This window comes from Sorangium sp. So ce302 (genome assembly GCF_051530145.1).
In the GTDB taxonomy this organism is placed as follows: domain Bacteria; phylum Myxococcota_A; class Polyangia; order Polyangiales; family Polyangiaceae; genus Sorangium; species Sorangium cellulosum_B.
The window spans coordinates 6,309,679-6,327,674 of record NZ_CP150326.1 but is presented as its reverse complement, the minus strand read 5'-3'; the positions used below and the strand labels follow the sequence as shown (position 1 = coordinate 6,327,674).

Annotated in this window: 18 protein-coding genes; 13 read left to right on the top strand and 5 right to left on the bottom strand. The window is 72.3% G+C overall.

Annotated features, from left to right (window positions below; genetic code table 11):
• Positions 1 to 159 precede the first annotated feature (159 nt).
• The 8 genes from WME73_RS23830 (at position 160) to bioB (ending at position 7,399) form a co-directional block, all read left to right on the top strand.
• A complete protein-coding gene (locus WME73_RS23830) occupies positions 160 to 954 on the top strand; it encodes an energy transducer TonB (protein WP_437917159.1) in 795 nt (264 codons plus the stop codon).
• A 168-nt stretch (positions 955 to 1,122) separates the two neighbouring features.
• The gene (locus tag WME73_RS23825; RefSeq protein WP_437747677.1) at positions 1,123 to 1,839 is read left to right on the top strand and encodes a MotA/TolQ/ExbB proton channel family protein; all 717 of its coding nucleotides are present in this window, start codon (positions 1,123 to 1,125) and stop codon (positions 1,837 to 1,839) included.
• 111 nt (positions 1,840 to 1,950) lie between these two features.
• Entirely contained in the window at positions 1,951 to 2,367 is a 417-nt protein-coding gene (locus tag WME73_RS23820; protein ID WP_437747676.1) for an ExbD/TolR family protein, read from the top strand.
• 5 nt (positions 2,368 to 2,372) lie between these two features.
• Positions 2,373 to 2,819, top strand: a complete 447-nt coding sequence (locus tag WME73_RS23815; protein WP_437747675.1) for an ExbD/TolR family protein — start codon at positions 2,373 to 2,375, stop codon at positions 2,817 to 2,819.
• A 147-nt stretch (positions 2,820 to 2,966) separates the two neighbouring features.
• On the top strand, positions 2,967 to 4,355 hold the full coding sequence (gene thiC, locus WME73_RS23810; protein ID WP_437747674.1) for a phosphomethylpyrimidine synthase ThiC: 1,389 nt from the start codon (positions 2,967 to 2,969) through the stop codon (positions 4,353 to 4,355).
• Entirely contained in the window at positions 4,352 to 5,041 is a 690-nt protein-coding gene (locus WME73_RS23805; protein ID WP_437747673.1) for a thiamine biosynthesis protein, read from the top strand. Before thiC ends, WME73_RS23805 begins: the two co-directional genes overlap by 4 nt.
• 121 nt (positions 5,042 to 5,162) lie before the next feature.
• Complete coding sequence (locus WME73_RS23800; protein WP_437747672.1) at positions 5,163 to 6,215, top strand: type IV pilus twitching motility protein PilT; 1,053 nt, start codon at positions 5,163 to 5,165, stop codon at positions 6,213 to 6,215.
• A gap of 134 nt (positions 6,216 to 6,349) precedes the next feature.
• The gene (gene bioB, locus WME73_RS23795; RefSeq protein WP_437747671.1) at positions 6,350 to 7,399 is read left to right on the top strand and encodes a biotin synthase BioB; all 1,050 of its coding nucleotides are present in this window, start codon (positions 6,350 to 6,352) and stop codon (positions 7,397 to 7,399) included.
• Here the strand turns inward: bioB and WME73_RS23790 are convergent.
• The 4 genes from WME73_RS23790 to WME73_RS23775 form a co-directional block, all read right to left on the bottom strand.
• Positions 7,341 to 9,098 carry a mechanosensitive ion channel family protein gene (locus WME73_RS23790; RefSeq protein WP_437747670.1) on the bottom strand — a complete coding sequence of 586 codons (1,758 nt, stop codon included), beginning with the start codon at positions 9,096 to 9,098 and terminating at the stop codon, positions 7,341 to 7,343. The genes bioB and WME73_RS23790 overlap by 59 nt on opposite strands.
• Before the next feature lie 250 nt (positions 9,099 to 9,348).
• Positions 9,349 to 10,539 carry an HRDC domain-containing protein gene (locus tag WME73_RS23785; protein ID WP_437917424.1) on the bottom strand — a complete coding sequence of 397 codons (1,191 nt, stop codon included), beginning with the start codon at positions 10,537 to 10,539 and terminating at the stop codon, positions 9,349 to 9,351.
• Positions 10,540 to 10,556: 17 nt separating this feature from the next.
• On the bottom strand, positions 10,557 to 11,552 hold the full coding sequence (locus WME73_RS23780) for a matrixin family metalloprotease (protein ID WP_437747669.1): 996 nt from the start codon (positions 11,550 to 11,552) through the stop codon (positions 10,557 to 10,559).
• Positions 11,539 to 12,237, bottom strand: a complete 699-nt coding sequence (locus WME73_RS23775) for a hypothetical protein (RefSeq protein ID WP_437747668.1) — start codon at positions 12,235 to 12,237, stop codon at positions 11,539 to 11,541. The genes WME73_RS23780 and WME73_RS23775 overlap by 14 nt, the downstream gene beginning before the upstream one ends.
• Positions 12,238 to 12,360: 123 nt before the next feature.
• Here WME73_RS23775 and WME73_RS23770 point away from each other — a divergent pair, with 123 nt between their 5' ends.
• From WME73_RS23770 to WME73_RS23750, 5 genes are all read left to right on the top strand, one after another.
• Positions 12,361 to 13,143: a thiazole synthase gene (locus WME73_RS23770; protein WP_437747667.1), complete on the top strand. Its 783-nt coding sequence runs from the start codon at positions 12,361 to 12,363 to the stop codon at positions 13,141 to 13,143.
• A gap of 300 nt (positions 13,144 to 13,443) precedes the next feature.
• Complete coding sequence (locus WME73_RS23765; RefSeq protein ID WP_437747666.1) at positions 13,444 to 14,709, top strand: glycosyltransferase; 1,266 nt, start codon at positions 13,444 to 13,446, stop codon at positions 14,707 to 14,709.
• A gap of 271 nt (positions 14,710 to 14,980) precedes the next feature.
• The gene (locus WME73_RS23760) at positions 14,981 to 16,252 is read left to right on the top strand and encodes a glycosyltransferase family 4 protein (RefSeq protein ID WP_437917158.1); all 1,272 of its coding nucleotides are present in this window, start codon (positions 14,981 to 14,983) and stop codon (positions 16,250 to 16,252) included.
• A gap of 106 nt (positions 16,253 to 16,358) precedes the next feature.
• Complete coding sequence (locus tag WME73_RS23755) at positions 16,359 to 16,676, top strand: tetratricopeptide repeat protein (RefSeq protein ID WP_437747664.1); 318 nt, start codon at positions 16,359 to 16,361, stop codon at positions 16,674 to 16,676.
• A gap of 31 nt (positions 16,677 to 16,707) precedes the next feature.
• Positions 16,708 to 17,325: a thiamine phosphate synthase gene (locus tag WME73_RS23750; RefSeq protein WP_437747663.1), complete on the top strand. Its 618-nt coding sequence runs from the start codon at positions 16,708 to 16,710 to the stop codon at positions 17,323 to 17,325.
• Positions 17,326 to 17,362: 37 nt separating this feature from the next.
• Here the strand turns inward: WME73_RS23750 and WME73_RS23745 are convergent, their stop codons facing one another.
• Positions 17,363 to 17,956: a Uma2 family endonuclease gene (locus WME73_RS23745; protein WP_437747662.1), complete on the bottom strand. Its 594-nt coding sequence runs from the start codon at positions 17,954 to 17,956 to the stop codon at positions 17,363 to 17,365.
• Positions 17,957 to 17,996: the final 40 nt, after the last annotated feature.

The following is a 17,996-nucleotide window of genomic DNA, read 5'->3' as shown; positions in this document are numbered from 1 at the left end:
CCCCTCGAGTCCTTCCTTACCCTAGACAGGAATCGCGCCAGACAATAGACTTTTTTGTAGGACTCGCGCGCTTGTACACTCCGGGTAGGCGCCGCACGCTTCCATACGTCGCGGCTTCTCTACCTCGATCGGCTCGAGTCCCAGGAGTTACGACCCCTCATGTTCGACTCGGTACTCGGTCGCGCTACCGCCACCCAGGGGCGGCTAGGGACGGGGACAGCGCTCTCGATCGTCGCCCACGTGGCGATCGCGGGCGCCATCCTCTGGCAGGCCACGCGCCCTCGAACCGAGAAGCCGAAGGACGTCGAGGTCACATTTTTCGCCCCGGCGCCGCCGCCGCCGCCGCCGCCGCCGCCACCGCCGCCTCCGGGCGGCGGCGCGAAGCGCCCGCCGAAGGTGGAGCGCATCGAGCAGCCGAAGCCCGTCAAGACGCCTGACACGATCTACGACATGCCGGAGAAGCCCAAGGCCAAGGCGCCAGAGCCAAAGCCGGAGCCGGAGCCGGTCAAGGAGGATGCGCCGGAGCAGCCGGGCGGCGTCGAGGGGGGAGTCCAGGGCGGCGTTCGGGGGGGCACCGTCGGCGGCGAGGTCGGCGGGCAGATGGGCGGTCAGCTGGGCGGCAAAGTCGGCGGCCAGGTGGGCAGCACGGCGCCGCCGCAGAACGTGGTGCTGGCGTTCGGCCCTGGAATGGAGCGTCCGAAAGAGGTCTCAGGTTGCAAGCCCAGCTTCACGCGCGAAGCGCTCGCCGCCAGGGTCGAAGGCCTCGCGCTTGTCAAGTGCGTCATCACTCCTACGGGCAAGCTCACCAGCTGCAGGATCGCCAGAGGCCTGCCGCACATGAATGAGGCGATCCTGAACACGCTGACGACGACCTGCCGGTATACGCCCGTGATCTACCAGGGACGCCCCGTCTCCGTCGACTACACCATTCCCATCAGGCTGAAGATGCCATGAAGGCGTTCAGACGGGACGGGTATTGTTGAGAGGGCGGAGCACGTAGTAGAGAAGGGTGCGTGGTAGGTCCGCGCTGTCGTACTGTCGAGTCCGCTCCAGCGTCCAGAGTCGCTGTTTCAGCATAGTCAAAACCATCACGCCACATGGGGCGCCAGGAGGCGCGAGACGATGCAATTCACGTTGATCGAGCTGTGGGGCCACATGGGGCTCTTCGCGAAGCTGATTGTCTTCGCGCTGGCCATCATGTCCGTTGCGTCGCTGATCGTCCTGGGCGAGCGCATCGTCGTGTCGTTCCTGTCGCGCGCCGCCTCCCGCGCGTTCGCGGCGCGGGTGGGACCCATGCTCGCCCGGGGCGAGCTCGAGGGCGCCTGGACCGCCGCCAGGCCGGGCGGCGAGCTCGGCTATCTCGGGCGCGTCATCGGCGCCGGGCTCGCCGCTTATGCCTCGAGCACGCCCTCGCGGCTGCCGGCGCAGGGGCACGAGCGCGACGGCGTGTTCGAGTCGGTCTCGCGGGCGCTCGAGCGGCAGGCGCAGCGCGAGGTGCTCAGCCTGAAGCGAGGTTATGGACTGCTCGCCACGGTCGGATCCACGGCGCCGTTCGTCGGGCTGCTCGGGACGGTCATGGGCATCGTGACGGCGTTCCAGCAGATGGCGGCCGCTGGCTCCGGCGGCCTCGGCACCGTCTCGGCGGGTATCGCGGAGGCGCTCATCACGACCGCCTTCGGGCTGATCGTCGCGATCCCGGCCGTCATGGGCTACAACTATCTCCAGGGTTGGATCGAAGCCCGGGCGATCGACATCTCGGAGTCGTCGAACGAGCTCCTCGACGTCGTGGCGAAGCGGCTCGACGGGCGCCTCGCGCCGGCCGCCGAAGAGGCCGCTTGACAGGGGACCCGCGCGACACCCCGCGCGCCTCTCCGCGGAGCGCGGCGCCCGGCGCCTCGCGCCCGCGGCGCGGCGGGCGGTGACGCGCCCAGCAGGAAAGCGAGCGTTCCAATGGGCATGGGTGTCGGCCCGCAGAGGGGCCCCAAGAGCGAGATCAACGTCACGCCGCTCGTCGACGTCGTCCTCGTCCTGCTCATCATCTTCATGGTGGTCACGCCGATGCTCCAGCGCGGCAAGGACGTGAAGCTGCCGCAGGCCGCGAAGGTGGACGAGGAGAAGAAGGAGGTGGACCCGCTGATCCTCTCCGTGACGCTGGAGAAGACGGTGTGGGTCGAGAACGACAGATACGATGACGCCGGGCTGGCCGAGCGGCTCTCGCGCGAGTTCGCGGCGCAGCCGGGGCGCAAGGTGCTGGTCAAGGGGGACCAGCGCCTCTCGTTCGGCGACGTCCGCAGGGTGATGGAGACGGCGCGCAAATCGGGCGCGAAGAGCGTCTCGCTGGCGGTCGAGGAGCTCAAGGAGAGATAGCGGCGATGAGCGCGAAGAGGAAGTTCGTCATCAAGCCGGCGGTGCCCCTGAACTCCGACATCAACGTGACGCCGCTCGTCGACGTCGTGCTGGTGCTGCTCATCATCTTCATGGTCGTGACGCCGCTGCTCGAGAAGGACATCGGCGTGCGCGTGCCGGACACCGAGCAGGTCAAGCAGGACACCCCCCCGCCGCCCGACCAGCTCGTCGTCCGGGTGAGCGCGCAAGGTGAGCTGCGGGTGAACGACGAGCGGGTCGAGCGCGCCGAGCTCGTGGGCACGCTCCGGCCGCTGCTCGAGCGCTACAGCAGGCCTCAGGACAGGATCGTCTTCGTCGTCGCCGACGACGGCGCCGTCTACGGCACCGTCGTGGAGGTGCTCGACGGCGCGAAGGCCGCCGGCGCCCAGACGCTCGGCATGATGACCGAGCTCCCCGAAGCGCCGCCGCCCTGACAGCGGCGCGCTCGCGGCGAGCGCTGGGCGAGCGCTGGTGGAGGCGCGCTTTCTCGCCGGCTCGAGGTCGGGCGGCCAGGCGCGACGCGGCGCTTGCGTCGCGCGCGGTCGCGACCTAAACCGCCCACCTCGAAAGCGAGGTCGTCGATGTTGCGGTCCGAATGGGTGAGCAAGCGCGCCGGGAGCCCGAACCAGAGCCAGATGCACTTCGCGAGGAAGGGCATCATCACCGAGGAGATGGAGTACATCGCCCGCCGTGAGAAGCTCGCGCCCGAGCTCATCCGCAGCGAGGTCGCGCGCGGCCGGATGATCATCCCCGCGAACAAGAACCACCTGAACCTCGAGCCGATGTGCATCGGCATCGCGTCGCTCTGCAAGGTGAACGCGAACATCGGCAACAGCCAGACCACGAGCGACGTGAGCGGCGAGCTCGAGAAGCTGCGCTACGCCATCAAGTACGGCGCAGACACCGTGATGGACCTGTCGACCGGGGGCGACATCGACGGCATCCGCCGCGCGATCATCGCGGACTCCCCTGTGCCGATCGGGACGGTGCCGATCTACCAGGCGCTCGAGGCGTGCAAGGGCACCGCCAAGATGACGGCCGCGGACCTCATCGACATGCTCGAGCACCAGGCGAAGCAGGGGGTCGATTACTTCACGATTCACGCGGGCGTGCTGCTCGAGCACCTGCCGCTCGTGAAGGGCCGGATCACCGGCATCGTCTCGCGCGGCGGCTCGATCATGGCGCAGTGGATGATCGAGCACCACAAGCAGAACCCGTTCTACACCCACTGGGACAAGGTGCTCGAGGTCTGCGCCAAGTACGACGTCACGATCTCGGCGGGCGACGGCCTCCGCCCCGGCTGCCTCCACGACGCCAGCGACGCGGCACAGTTCGCCGAGCTGAAGACGCTCGGCGAGCTCACGAAGCGCGCCTGGGAGAAGGACGTGCAGGTGATGATCGAGGGCCCCGGGCACGTGCCGTTCGATCAGATCGCGATGAACGTGCAGAAGGAGATGGAGCTCTGTCACGAGGCGCCGTTCTACGTGCTCGGCCCGCTCGTCACCGACTTCGCGCCTGGCTATGACCACATCACGAGCTGCATCGGCGCCACGATGGCCGGCTTCGCGGGCGCCGCGATGCTCTGCTACGTGACGCCGAAGGAGCACCTCGGCCTGCCGAACCCCGAGGACGTCAAGCAGGGCCTCATCGCCTACAAGATCGCGGCCCACGCCGCGGACGTGGCGCGGAAGCGCCCGGGCGCGCGGGATCGCGACGACGCGCTGAGCCGCGCCCGCTACGCCTTCGACTGGAAGCAGCAGTTCGCGCTCTCGCTCGATCCGGAGACGGCCCAGGCGATGCACGACGAGACGCTCCCTCAGGAGTACTTCAAGACCTCGGAGTTCTGCTCGATGTGCGGGCCGAAGTTCTGCTCGATGCACATCAACCGGGTGGTCGACGAGTACAACGCGCGGCAAGAGCCCGAGAACGCGCCCACGAAGCGGTCGCTCTCGATCCTCGATCAGCCGTGAGGCAGGGGAGGGGCCGCGAGGGCGTCCGCCGCGCGCGGCGGAGGGCGCTTGTCGCGGCGCGCCTCGCGTTCGTCGCGCTCGTCCTGCTCGCGCCCCTCGGCTGTCGCCGCGAGCAGGGGAGCGCCCCTCGCCCCGCGGCGTCGCCCGCCTCGGCCGCTGCCTCGCCCTCCCTGGCGCCGCGCCCGCCGAGCCCTCGCCTCACCGATCCGCGCTGGCGCCTCGCCGCGGGGGACGACCCGCTGGACTGCGCCCGGCTGGCCGAGGCCGAGGGCGGCTCCGGCCTCCTCGCCGCGCTCGACGACGGCGGCGACATCGCGCTCACGGCCCTGCGCGCGCTGCCGTACGCCGATGACGCCGACCTGGCGCTCGGGCCGCTCGCCGAGCGCGCCCGCGCGGCGTCCGGGCCGTCGCTCCCGCCGCTGCTCGAGGCGCTCCTCGGGATCGCCGGGCGGCCGCCGCGCCCGCGCGAGCCGCTCGACCCGGACGGGGCGCGCGGCGCGGCCGCGGCCCTGGTCGAGCTGGCGGGCCGGCGCGACCTCCCCTCGGACCAGCGCGCGCTCGCCATCTCGGCGGCGCGCGCGCTCGCCGAGCGGGGGCTCGTCGATCCTCTCCGTATTCCGGCAGATCTGGATCCCGAGGGCTCCGTCGCGGGCGCCGCGGGAGGCCCGGCGGCGCCGCGGCCCTGACGTCCCGCGCGGCGGCGCGGGCGCGCGGCCGTCCCGCGCGGCCGCGCCGTTCCAGATGGGCTTTCGGTTCGTGCAGCCGCGCTTTGGGCCGGTCGGGTTCCAATTTGGTACCTTGCCCCCCGTGACGACGCCGTACACCTCCGAGGCCTTCCTCCATCAGCTCCTCGGCAAGGCGCTTGCCGCCCACGCCAGCGACATCCACCTCAAGGTCGGTCAGCCGCCGGGCGCGCGGGTGCGCGGCGACATGGTCTACTTCCGCGTCGACAGGATCCGGCCCGAGGACAGCGAGGCCGCCGCGCGGGTGCTGCTCGCCGGGCGCCCTTCGCGCGAGCTGCTCGCCACGCTCCAGGAGCTCGACGCCGCGTACGTCGTCCCGGGCCTCGGCCGGTTTCGCGTGAACATCTATCGCCAGCGCGGCTCGCTCGCGATCATCCTGCGGAGCATCCCGCTCAAGATCCCGACGTTCGAGGAGCTGGGCGTGCCCTCGGCGGTCCGGGCGATGGTGGAGCACGATCACGGCCTCGTCCTCGTCGCGGGCACGGCCGGCAGCGGCAAGAGCACGACCCTCGCCGCGTTCGTCGGGCACATCAACGCGACCGTGCCGCGCCACATCGTGACCCTGGAGGATCCGATCGAGCACGTGCACGAGGACAACCGCTCCAGCGTGAGCCAGCGCGAGATCGGCGTCGACACGGCGGACTTCCCGACCGCGCTGCGCTCCGCGCTGCGGCAGGACCCGGACGTCGTGCTCATCAGCGCGCTCCGCGACGGCGAGTCGCTGGATCTCGCGCTTCACGCCGCGGAGACCGGGCACCTCGTGCTCGCGGCGGTCAGCTCGGCGGACGTCACGCGCGCGCTCGGGCGGCTGATCGCGCTCGGCAAGAGCCCGAGCGAGGTGCGCGACCGGCTGGCCGACTGTCTCCAGGGCATCGTCGCGCAGCGCCTGCTCCCTCGCCGCGACGGCGCGGGGGAGGTCCTCGCCGCCGAGGTGCTCGTCGGGACGGCCGCGGTGCGCGAGGCGATCCGCCGGCCGGAGGGGAGCCCGTCGCTGCGCGAGCTGATGGAGAAGGGGGTCACGCCGTACGGCATGCAGACCTTCGACGCGCACCTCAGGCAGCTCGTCGCCCAGGGGGCGATCGCCAAGGAGACGGCGAAGGCGGTGACGGCGCTCTAGAGGCGGCAATCGGGTCAAGACCGCCAGAACAGAGCAGAATTTCGAACCGTCGAGGACGCCGAGGACGCCAGGAGCTCCCTTCCCAATCGCGCCTTGCTTGCGGCGGCGCCTCAAGCCCGGCTATGAGCGAGCCCATGCTCGAAGGGATCGAACGAGAAGCGGCGGAGCACAGGAATGGATGCAGCGGCCCGGCCGGGCACGCCCCGTCGGCGGGCGCGCCCCGCCACGACTGGACCGTCCAGCAGGCGGTGGCCCTGCACGACCTCCCGCTCTTCGAGCTGATCGACCGCGCCCGCGCGGTCCACCGCGCGTTCCACGGCGAGCACGAGGTCCAGCTCTGCACCCTGCTCAGCGTCAAGACGGGCGGCTGCCCCGAGGACTGCGCCTACTGCCCGCAGTCGAGCCACTACGAGACCGAGGTCGGGCCGGAGCGCATGCTCGACGTCGGCGCGGTCCTCGCCGCCGCGGAGCGCGCCCGCGACGGCGGCTCGACGCGGTTCTGCATGGGCGCCGCGTGGCGCGAGGTGAAGGACGGCCCCGCCTTCGAGCGCGTCCTCGACATGGTGCGCGGCGTGAAAGCCCTCGGCCTCGAGGCGTGCTGCACGCTCGGCATGCTCACCGACGACCAGGCGCGCCGCCTGAAGGAGGCCGGCCTCGACGCCTACAACCACAACCTCGACACCTCGCGGAAGGCCTACAAATCCATCATCTCGACGCGCACGTACGACGAGCGGCTCGTCACCCTGCGCAACGTCCGGCGGGCGGGCATCACCGTCTGCTCGGGCGGCATCATCGGCATGGGCGAGTCGATCGCCGACCGCTGCGAGATGCTCGTCGAGCTCGCGCGCCTCGACCCCCACCCGGAGAGCGTGCCGATCAACGCCCTCGTGCGCTCGCCGGGGACGCCCCTCGAGAGCCTCCCCCCGGTCGATCCGATCGAGTTCGTCCGGATGATCGCGGTGGCGCGGGTCATGATGCCGCGCGCGATGGTGCGCCTGTCCGCGGGGCGGACGGAGCTCTCGCGCGAGACGCAGCTGCTCTGCATGTACGCGGGGGCGAACTCGATCTTCTACGGAGACAGGCTGCTCACAACGCCGAACCCCGGCCAGGACGAGGACCGCGCGCTCATCGAGAAGGCGGGGCTTCAGCCGATGGCGCCCGCCGCGGCGCGCGCTGCCCGTTAGCCGGACCTCCCGCCGCGGCCCCCTCCGGCTGCGGGAGCTCCCCTCCGCGCGGCGCGACGTGCAGCGTGTGCGTCGGGTACGCGAGCCTCGACCCGGCCATGTCGATGATCTGCAGGAAGGTGATCAGCATCGCCTGCCGGACGTCCCGGAACTCCGCGAAGTCGCTCGTCTGGAACCAGGCCATCACCTCGACGTCGAGCGACGAGGGGCCGACGCCGATGAAGCGCACAACGACGTCCTCGGTCCAGATCTTCGGGTGCTCCCGCAGCGCGCGCTCGCACTCTTCCACGATGGCGCGGAGCTGCTCGGGCGACGTGTCGCGATCGAGCCCCAGCACGCAGGCGAGGCGGATCCTGTCGCGCGCCGTGAACGACTCGATCTGGAGATCGGCCAGCTTGCCGTTCGGGATCGTGACGACGGTCCGGTCGAGCGTGCGGATCCGGGTCGAGCGGAGCCCTATGCTCTCGACCGTGCCGAGGAGCGCGTCGACCTTCACGAAGTCGCCGACCTGGAACGGCCGGTCGATGCCGATCGCGACCGAGCCGAAGAGGTTCTCCACCGTCTTCTGCGCGGCGAGGGCCAGCGCGACGCCGCCGATGCCGAGGCCGGCGATGAGGCTCGCCACCGGGTAGCCGAGCTCCGAGAGCACGGCGATCACGCCGATGATCACGATCGAGACCTTCGCGATCCGCCCCATGAGCGGCACGAGCGAGCGCGCCGCGGGGTTGTCGCGCGTCGCGGGGTCGGCGAGCAGGCGGCCGCCGCCGATGTCGATCGCGCGCAGGGCGAACCAGAAGACAGCGACGAAGACGCCGGCGCGCAGCACCTTGTCGAGGAACTCCTCGGCCGGCAGGTAGAGCCCGAGCCACGGGAGCGCGGCCGCGATCGCGAGGAGCGCCGTCGCGAACGTGAGCGGGCCGCGCGCCCCCCCGTGGAGCAAGTCGTCGAGCGTGGACTCCGTACGGGTGATCACGCGGCGGAGCCCGGCGCGGATGAGGTAGCTCAGCACCGCGCCGACGAGCCAGCCGGCCAGCGCGAGGACCGGCAGCGCGAGCCACTGCCACCAGAGCAGCTCGCGCGGGCCGGGGCGCAGGAGCGCCGGCGGCAGGTGATCGCGGAGCCAGCGATCTTCGAGCCGCGCGTACCACTCGTCGACGCGCTCCACCGTGGCGCGCGAGAAGATCCAGCGCACGCCGTCGGGCGTCGTGCGCCGCACGAGGCGCACCGGCTGGGACCCCGTCCGCGTCGGGATCTTGCCGAGCTGCTCCACGCCGGCCCCGAGGTTGTCCTGCGTGTCCCCCTGCGGCTGCGGCGAGAGCGTCTCCACTTCCAGCCAGAGGTGCCGATCGAGCACCGCCTTGAGCTTCTGCGCGAGCGCCGCGCCGTTCGCCCTCGGCGGCACGTCCAGGTAGCGCGCGGCCTCGGCGTAGTCGCCCGCGCGGCACAGCTCGACGAAGCTGCGCATGGAGGCCCGAGGCGAGTCGGGCGCGACGGGGGTCGCCTCCGGCTCCGGGCCGACCTCGGCGTTCGCCGCGGGCGGCGGCGACGGCGGGGGCGGCGGAGCGGACAGCTCGCCGGCGCTCGCTCCCAGAAGGGCGCACCCGAACACGAGCGCGAAGGCGAACGCGGCGCGGAGCCACATCGCCGGCGGCCAGAGGCGGAGCCGCCTCGGCGCCTTGGGATGATCGGTCGAGGGCATGGGCCCTGCTATTCCATCGCCCGGCGGCTCTGTCGACCGGGCGGCGCGCGCGCCACGTGCGCTCGCTCGCAGCGGGCTCCACGTGTCGGAGATCCCGCAGGGGGTCGCGGACGCGCGGAACCGACACGCGGAACCGACATGCGGAACCGACACGCGGAACCGACACGCGGAACCGACACGCGGAACGGACACGCGGAACGGACACGCGGAGCCGACACGCGGAACCAACACGCGGAGCCGACGCGCGGCGCTACCTCGCGGCGGCAGGCGGCTCGCCCGGCTGCGCCGCGGCCACGAGCGCCGCGAGCGCGCGGCCGTAACGCGCGAGCCGTGCCGCGCCGAGCCCCGGGATGCGCGCGATCGCGGCGGCGATCGCCTCGTCCCCGGCGTGGCCCTCCGCCAGCGCGATCTCCGCGAGATCCTGCGCGCAGTGACCGGGCAGCACGACCTGCTCGTCCACCTTCCGCGCCTTCGCCTCGGCCCTGCGCCACGCCGCGATCCGGGTCTCCACCGCGCGCCGCGCGGCGAGCTCCTTCCTGGGCGGGCGGGTTTGCTGGAAGAGAGCGCGCTCGTCCTCGGGCACGTCGCCGTCGCTGCGCCCCTGCTCGACCGCGCGGAGCCACGCCGCGACGCACGCGGCCGCGCGGCCCGCCGCGGCCCCGCGGATGGCGCGCACGTCGTCTGCGCTGGCAGGCCTCCGCTGCGCGAGCTCGAGCAGCACGTCGCTGGCGACGATCTTGAAAGAGGGCACGTCGGCCCCCTCGGCGACGGCCTCGCGCGCCGCCACGAGCCGCCGCAGGATCGCCCGGCCCTGCGGATCGAGCGCCTGGGCCCCCTTGATGCGCGCGTAGGCGGGCCGCGGATCGCGCGGCGGCCCGAGGGCGGTCGCGAGCTTGTAGGTGCACTCCTCCTCGATCTCCTCGTCGATCCCGAGGGCGCGGCTGCGCTCCGCGAGCCGCGCGCGCAGCGGGAGCAGGTGGCGCACGTCGTCGGCCAGGTAGCGCAGCTCGGCGTCCTCGATCGGCCTGCGCCCCCAGTCGTGCTGCTGGAGCTGCTTGTCGACCTTCACGTCGAGCTCCGACAGGAGCAGCGCGGCGAGCCCCGTCGCCGCGCACCCCAGCATGCGCGCGGCGACCGAGGTGTCGTGCGCGCCAGCGAGCGGCGCGCCCGCCTCGGCGAGCATGCGCGCGTCGAAGGTGAGGTCGTGCAGCACCTTGGGCGGGCCCGCGGCCCCGAGGAGCCGCGCGAGCGGCGCGACAGGCACGCGGAGCGCGTCGACGACCCCTATCGCGATGCCGTCCCCCTCGCGGAAGGCGAGCTGGACGGTGCAGAGCCGCGCCCGGTACGCGAACAGCCCGTTGGCCTCCACGTCGACCGCGAGCGCGTCGGCGCGGGCGGCGCGCTCGACCAGACGGGCGAGCTCGCCTTCGCGCTCGACCAGGACGGGAGGGCTCTGGCTCAGCAGGCCTCCTCCCGGCCCGCCCGCGCGGCCGCGCCGCGCCGCGCCCGCACCGCCACGCCGACCAGCGCGAGCGCGGCGAGGACGAGCCCTCCGCCGTGCCCGCGCTGGCCAGCGTTGCCGCGCGGGGCCGCGGCGCAGCCGTCCGACTCCTTCACCTCGGGCTGATCCGCGGCGCACAGGGCAGAGAAGCCGTGGCGCGGCGTGGGGTTGCAGCCCTCGATCGGCTCCCCGGGCGGGTACACCGCGCAGATCCCATCGCGGTCGTCCTGGGAGAGGTCGCGGAGCCCCGGCCGGTAGCCCGCGACCATGGTCGCGCTGGGCTCGCTCGAGTGCGAGAGCCCGAGAAAATGGCCGGCCTCGTGGGTGGCGATGCTCAGGAGGTCGAACGAGCCGTTGTCGTCGCCTTGCGAGAGCGCCACGTCGAACGAGTTGACCTCCATGTCCGCGTCGTAGATCTCGCCGGTCTTGAGGTGGTAGGTGACGGTCGTGAGCGCGAGGGTGTTCCCGCTGTCGACGTACGGCCACCCGTCGTCCCGGAACATGACGATGTTCGCGTTCGCCTTGCGCTTGTTGTACTCGTGGGCGTCGCACGCGACCGGGCCCAGGTAGGTGACCTCCATGCGCGGGGTCTGCCCGTCGCCGCAGTCGGCCTCTGTCCACGCGGCGAACGCCTGCTCGAAGATCGCCTCCGCCTCCTGGAGCGACACCTGGGCGGAGGCGTCCTCCTGGAGGGAGTAGCTCACGCACGGCGAAGGCCAGGCGAGCGGGGTGCCGCAGTCGTTGCCCTGCGGCGGCGTGCAGACCGCCGCGGTCTCCGCCTCCCCCGACGCCGTCTTCTCCGGCGGACAGACGCTCGTGCGGCAGAAGGCCAGGGCGTCCCCGGGGTAGGCGAGCGCCGCGGCGACGAGCGCGCTGCAGGCTGCGGCGATGGCGTGGGCGCGCGCGGGGCGGCGCGCGCCAGCGGGGCGCGGCGCGAGGTCACTTCTGCGCATGCTTCGCCTTCCATGCCTGGTTCACCGCGTCGATCGCCGTGTCGAGCGCCGCGCCGATGAGCTGCTCGCGGGCCGAGATCGCGGGGCCCGGCCGGGGCAGGACGGTCCCGCTGTCGGGGCTCGCGGCCAGCCGCCGCACGGCGATGCGCCGCGCGCCGGCCCCGCCTGCGACCCTCGGCTTCTCCTCGCCGTCGACGACGGGGTAGTGGCCCTGGGCCATCCCGGAGACGACCAGGGCCGAGCCCACCTTGGAGACGAAGACCATCGCCTGCGCGCCGACCGCGATCTGCGCGTCGCCCGACACGTGCTGTCCGACGTCCCCGACCACGCCCCCGAGCGTCCTGACCCAGACCTCGCCGTCGGGCTGTCCGGCCACGGTCCGGTCGATCGACAGGCGGGTATAGGTGACGATCCTCCTGGCCCCGCCGAGCTCTTCCCACTGGCTGCGCTGCTCGATCGCGGTCGCGACCACGACGTACGAGGCCGCGGCGACGAGCTCGCCCAGCGAGAGCTGAATGGCCACGGCCGCCTGCGCCGCGCGCGGACCGGACAGCAGCGCGCCGGGGCTCGCCTCGGCGCGATCCTGGCTGGCCCGCGCGCGGCTGTCCGCTGTCGGGAGGGGCGTGAGCGTGAGCGCTGGGGGCAACGCGACGAGGAGGGCTATGCCAAGAGCTCTGGGAGACATTGGCGCAAAGATACCATGCTGCCGGGCGAGGCGCGCCGGAAGCGCCGGGTTTCGTCGACGCGCTGGACCCTGTGTCCCGGTCCGACTAGCAGATCGTCTGGGTCGAGACCCGAGGAGCCTGCGATGACGAGCGACGCGTTGACGATCGGCAGATACACGTTCACTTCCCGCCTCTTCGTGGGGACGGGCAAGTACAAGGACCTGGATGAGACCCGTCGCGCGCTCGAAGCGTCCGGCGCGGAGGTCGTCACGGTGGCCCTCCGCCGCGTCAATTTGAAGGAGCGGGGCGAGGGGTCGATGATGTCGCTGCTCCAGCAGGGACGCGTCACGATCCTGCCGAACACGGCCGGTTGCGCCACCGTCGAGGACGCGGTCCGCACCTGCCGGCTCGCGCGCGAGCTCGGTCTGTCCGATCTCGTGAAGCTCGAAGTCATCGGCGACGAACGGACGCTGTTCCCGGACAACGAGGCGACGCTCGAGGCGGCGCGGATCCTGGTGAAGGAGGGCTTCACGGTGCTGCCCTACTGCATGGATGATCCGATCGTCTGTCGTAAGCTGGAAGACATCGGGTGCGCGGCCGTGATGCCCCTGGCGGCACCGATCGGCAGCGGGCTCGGCATCCGCAACCCGTACAACCTGATGATCATCCGAGAGACAGCGAAGGTGCCGGTGATCGTGGACGCGGGAGTCGGGACAGCGAGCGACGCCGCGGTGGCGATGGAGCTCGGGTGTGATGGGGTATTGATGAACACGGCCATCGCGGGCGCGCGGGACCCGATCTTGATGGCGCAGGCGATGAAGGACGCGGTGAGGGCCGGTCGGATGGCGTATCTCGCCGGGCGGATGCCGAAGAAGCTCTATGCGACGGCGTCATCGCCCGAGCAGGGCAAGATCGCCGCGCTGTAGCGCGGCGCTGCGGGTGTGGCCCCGCACCTCGCTCTCCGCGCGCTCGCGTTCCCGGCGTATCTCACCGATGCGGAGGCGCTCGCGGGCGCGATGAGGGATGATGAACGAGCAACTCCGACGTCCAGCACGGCGCTGCTGCGACGCCGCCAAGTCAAGCGAACAGCATCCGCATGTCATGATACGCTCACTTACCTGAGCCAAAATGACACGGAACGCTCATCGCACGGTCGACACGCTGTCGTGGCGCGTCACGGCGCTCTGACGACGACCGCGGCGACCTGACGGTCCGCTCAGGAGAATATGAGCAAGCCCAACGTCTGCATGGTCGTGAACAACCTCGAGGTCGGCGGGCTCGAGAAGGTGGTGCTGAGCCTCCTCGATCGCCTCGGCGATCACGGCTTCGACCTCTCGCTGATCTGCCTCGACGGCGAGGGACGGCTGTTCTCGGAGGTCAAGCTCCCGCGCTCGAAGTGCCTCGTGATCACGAAGGACCTCCGGCCGGTGCTGCCGGGCCTCAAGAGCGATCCAGAGGCGCTGCTCTGGATCCGGCGCTTCTTTCACCAGCGCTCGGTCGATATCGTCCACGTCCACAACCGTGCTCCGCTCATCTTCGCTGGCTTCGCGGCGCGCCTGCTCCGGAATCGGCCGCTGGTCGTCTACTCGGAGCACAACCAGATCAACCGGGCGAAGGGCTTCGATCGGCGCAAGTTCGGCTACTACGCTTACCTCGCCGACGAGATGGTCGCCGTGTCGCACGACCTCAGGCGCATCCTTGTCGACGACGTGAAGGTCCGCGCGCCGGTCCGCGTCATCCACAACGGCATCGACGGGACGCGCTTCGCCCGCGCCCGCGAGGGCGGCGCGGGCGCGCGCATCCGCGCGGAGCTCGGCATCGGCGAGCGGGAGTTCGTGTTCGGGTGCGCCGTGGTGCACATCGAGCAGAAGGGGCTCCGTTACCTCCTCGAGGCGGCGCCCGAGGTGCTGCGGCGCGCGCCGGAGGCGCGCTTCGTCATCGCCGGCGACGGCCCGCTCCGGCCGGAGCTGGAGCAGCGAGCCAGGGACGCGGGGCTCGGCGACCGGGTGATCTTCCCCGGGTATCGCTCGGACGTGCCGGAGCTCGTCTCCGCGCTCGACGCCTACGTGCTCCCGTCGCTCTGGGAGGGGCTGCCGCTCGCGCTGCTCGAGGCGCTCGCGCTCGGCAAGCCGATCGTGGCGAGCCGCGTCGGCGGCGTCCCCGAGATCGTCGAGCACGGCGTCGACGGGTTCCTCGTCCCGTCGAAGGACCCTGGCGCGCTGGTCGAGCACCTCTCCCGGGTCGCCCGCGACGGGGAGCTCCGCGAGCGAGCGCGCGCGCGCGGCCCCGCGAAGTTCACCGAGCAGTTCAGCCTGGAAGCGATGGTCGACGCGCACGTGCGCCTGTTCGACGAGCTCATCGCCAGGCGGCGCGGGGGGGACGCCCCGTCCCGGGCGCGCGCGTGGTCGACCCCCGCGGGGGCCTCCGGGCCGGCCGCTGGACGGGACGACGGCAACGGACGGGTTGGTCAGCGGGTCGGTCTGGACGTGTAACGACATACGATACCAGGTGAGACCGAATCGAACCTGACCAGGGCGAATACGATGCTGAGCGAGGCAAAATGGGGCATCGAACGATGCTGAGCGAGGCAAAATGGGGCGCTGAGCTAGGCTGAGCGAGATGGGCGAGACTGAGCGTAGATTGGCGGGATTGACGAGACTGAGCGAGACTGGCTAGACCGAATACGAGACCGAGCGCGAACGACGTCCTCTTTCGAGGCGCTCGCCGACTCGGCTCGCTCGAGAGGAGGAGCCCTTGCGGCGGATGCGCGTTTTGCTGATCACGAAGATCTTTCCGAACGCGGTTCACCCGGACGAGGCGCCGTACAATCGGCGGCAGTTCGCCGCGCTGTCGCGCTACTGCGACGTCCGGGTGCTCGCGACGATCCCGTGGTTCCCCGGGATAGGGCGCCTCTCGAAGTGGCCTATCGGCGCCAGTGCGCCGCGCGAGGAGGTCATCGACGGGCTGCCGGTCAGGCACCCGCGGTACCTGTACGTGCCGAGGATCGCGCCCGTCCTGAACGGCCCGCTGTATGCGGCGTCGATGCTCCCGGAGCTCATCGGGCGCGGTCCGTTGCCCGACATCATCGTCGGGGCCTTCGCCTACCCGGACGGCTTTGCCGCGGTCTGTCTGGGGCGGTTGCTCGGGGTGCCGGCCGTGATCAAGACGCACGGCTCGGACATCGACGTGATCCCGCGCGACCGGCGGATGCGGCGGCCGCTCGGCTGGGGGCTCACGCGCGCCGCCCGGGTGGTCACGGTCAGCCGCAAGCTCGCGGACGGGGTCGCGGCGCTCGGCGTGCCGCGCGATCGCATCGACATCGTCATGAACGGCGTCGACGTGAAGACGTTCCAGCCTCGCAACCGCGCCGAGGCGCGCGCCGCGCTCGGCAAGTCGCCGAGCTCGCGGCTGATCGTCTTCGTCGGTCACCTGAGCCGCGACAAGGGCGTGCTCGATCTGATCGAGGCGTTCGAGCGGCTCGCGCCGGTCCACCCGGACATCGAGCTGGCGCTCGTGGGCAGCGGCGCCGAGGAGCAGGCGTGCAGGGCCGCCGCCGCCCGTCTGGGCGGCCGGCTGACAGTGACCGGCTACTTGCCGCACGATCAGGTGTCGCTGTGGCTCGGCGCGTGCGACGTCCTCGCGCTCCCGAGCAAGCACGAGGGGACGCCCAACGTCTTGCTCGAGGCGCTCGCCTCGGGGCGCCGCGTTGTCGCGACGAGCGTGGGGGGCATCCCCGACGTCCTGCGCAGCGCCGAGCTCGGCGAGCTCATCCCGCCGGGCAACCGGGACGTGCTGATGGAGGCGCTGCTCCGCGCCGCCCGGGCCGACTACGACCCGGCGCGGATCGCGGAGCTCGCCGGCAGGCGCGACTGGGATGACAGCGCGCGCGCCCTCCACGAGTCGCTCCTGCGCGCCCGCGGCGAGCCCCTGTCGAGCACCGGCGGTCAGGACGCGGGCGACGCGCCCTTCGGCGCCCCGGCCTCGAAGGGCGGGTTCGAGAACGGCGCCGCCCGGACGGGCGCCTCCCTGAACTAGCCCCGTCACCGGCCGCCCGGCCGAGCGGGCCCGCGCGGCTCGGCCGGAGGAGCGGCGTCGCCGGGGCCGCGGCGTCCTCTTGACGCTCGCGCTCGTTCATCGGCGAATGCCGCTCGTGTTCACCGGCTTCCGCGCGGCCTTCGGCTCGATCGCGATCTTCGCCGCCGTCGCGCAGGCGCCTTACCAGTGCGCGAGCGAGGTCGACCCGGATCGTCGCGTGTACGAGGACCCGAGCGAGGCCCTGTACGCGCTGGCAGAGCGCTTCAAGACGAGCGGCGATCGCCGCGCCCAGGTCGACACGTTGCGCTTCCTGGTCGAGCGGTATCCTGCCAGCCGGTTCGCCCGGATGGCCCGGCAGGATCTCGAGGCGCTCGGCGAGGCGGGGGCCCCGGCGGAGCGCCCCCCGGGCGACGGAGCGCGATGACGCGCCGCCGCCGGCGCGCTGGAGGACGGCCATGCTCACCCCGAGGTTGACCCTGATCACCCAGGCGGCGGGCGTCCCGGAGCCGGTCTTGCTCGCGCGGCTCTCGGCGTTCGGCGCCCTGCCCCCCGAGGCCCGCGCCCGCGTGGCGGTGCAGCTCCGCGATCCCGAGCTCTCCGGCGCGGCGCTCCACGCGCTCGGCAGGCGCTTGCGCGACGCCACCGCCGCGCTCGGCGCCTCGTTCCTCGTCAACGATCGCCTGGATCTCGCGCTCCTCCTCGGCGCGGACGGCGTCCACCTCGGCCGCCGCTCGGTCGCGGTGGCCGACGCGCGCGCCCTGCTCGGGACGGGCGCCTTCGTCTCCGTCGCGTGCCACGGCGTCGACGACGTGCTCCGGGCGGCCGAGGCCGGCGCGGACGCCGCCGTGCTCTCGCCGATCTTCGCGACGCCCGGCAAGGGCCCGCCGCTCGGCATCGCGGCCCTGCGCGAGGCGCGGGCGCGCCTTGCCGCGGCCTCGCGCAACGTCGCGGTCCTCGCCCTCGGCGGCATCGACGCGGCCTCGGCGCCGGCCTGCCTCGCGGCGGGCGCGGACGGGGTGGCCGCCATCCGCGCCGACTTCAGCGGCGCGCTGCCGGCGCCGCGCGCGGGGTGAGCTGCGCGCGTCGATGCCGCCGCGGCCGCGCGGCGAGCTACCGCGCCCAGAGCGCGGCGAGCGGCAGCTCGACCGCCTCGAACGGCTCGGGCCGCACGATCTCGTCGCCTTCGTAGGTGTCGAGCAAGGACCACCGCCCGTCGTCGAGCCGGTAGACCTCGAGCGTCTGCGCGACGGGGTTGAGCAGCCAGGCGTGGCGGACCCCTTCGCGCCGGTAGATCCGCATCTTCTTGCCCCGGTCGACGCGCTCGGTGCGCGGCGAGATCACCTCGCAGACCCAGTCGGGCGCGACGTCGTAGTGCGCGGGCGCGTCCTCGGGCCCGAGCGCGTCGGGCATGCGCTCGCGGCGCCAGCCGGCGAGGTCGGGGACGACCTTGTCGGGCCGTGATCCCAGGTGAAGCTCGGGCTCGTCGAGGATTACCCATCCGCCAGGTCCACCGGTGCCCAGATCGAACGGTCCCCCGAGACTCGTACCCAGCCGCGACGCCGTCCGCGTGTGCGGCCGCGCCGGCCGCGGGAACGTGTACAGCTCCCCGTCGAGGATCTCGGCGACCATCTCGTCCGGCACGGCCTGGAACGCGGCCTCCACCTCGGGCGCGTTGCCTGGAAATAGCGGGTGCTGCGCGCTCATCGGCAGATCCTAGCACCCCTGCCGTTCATCGCGCGCGCTC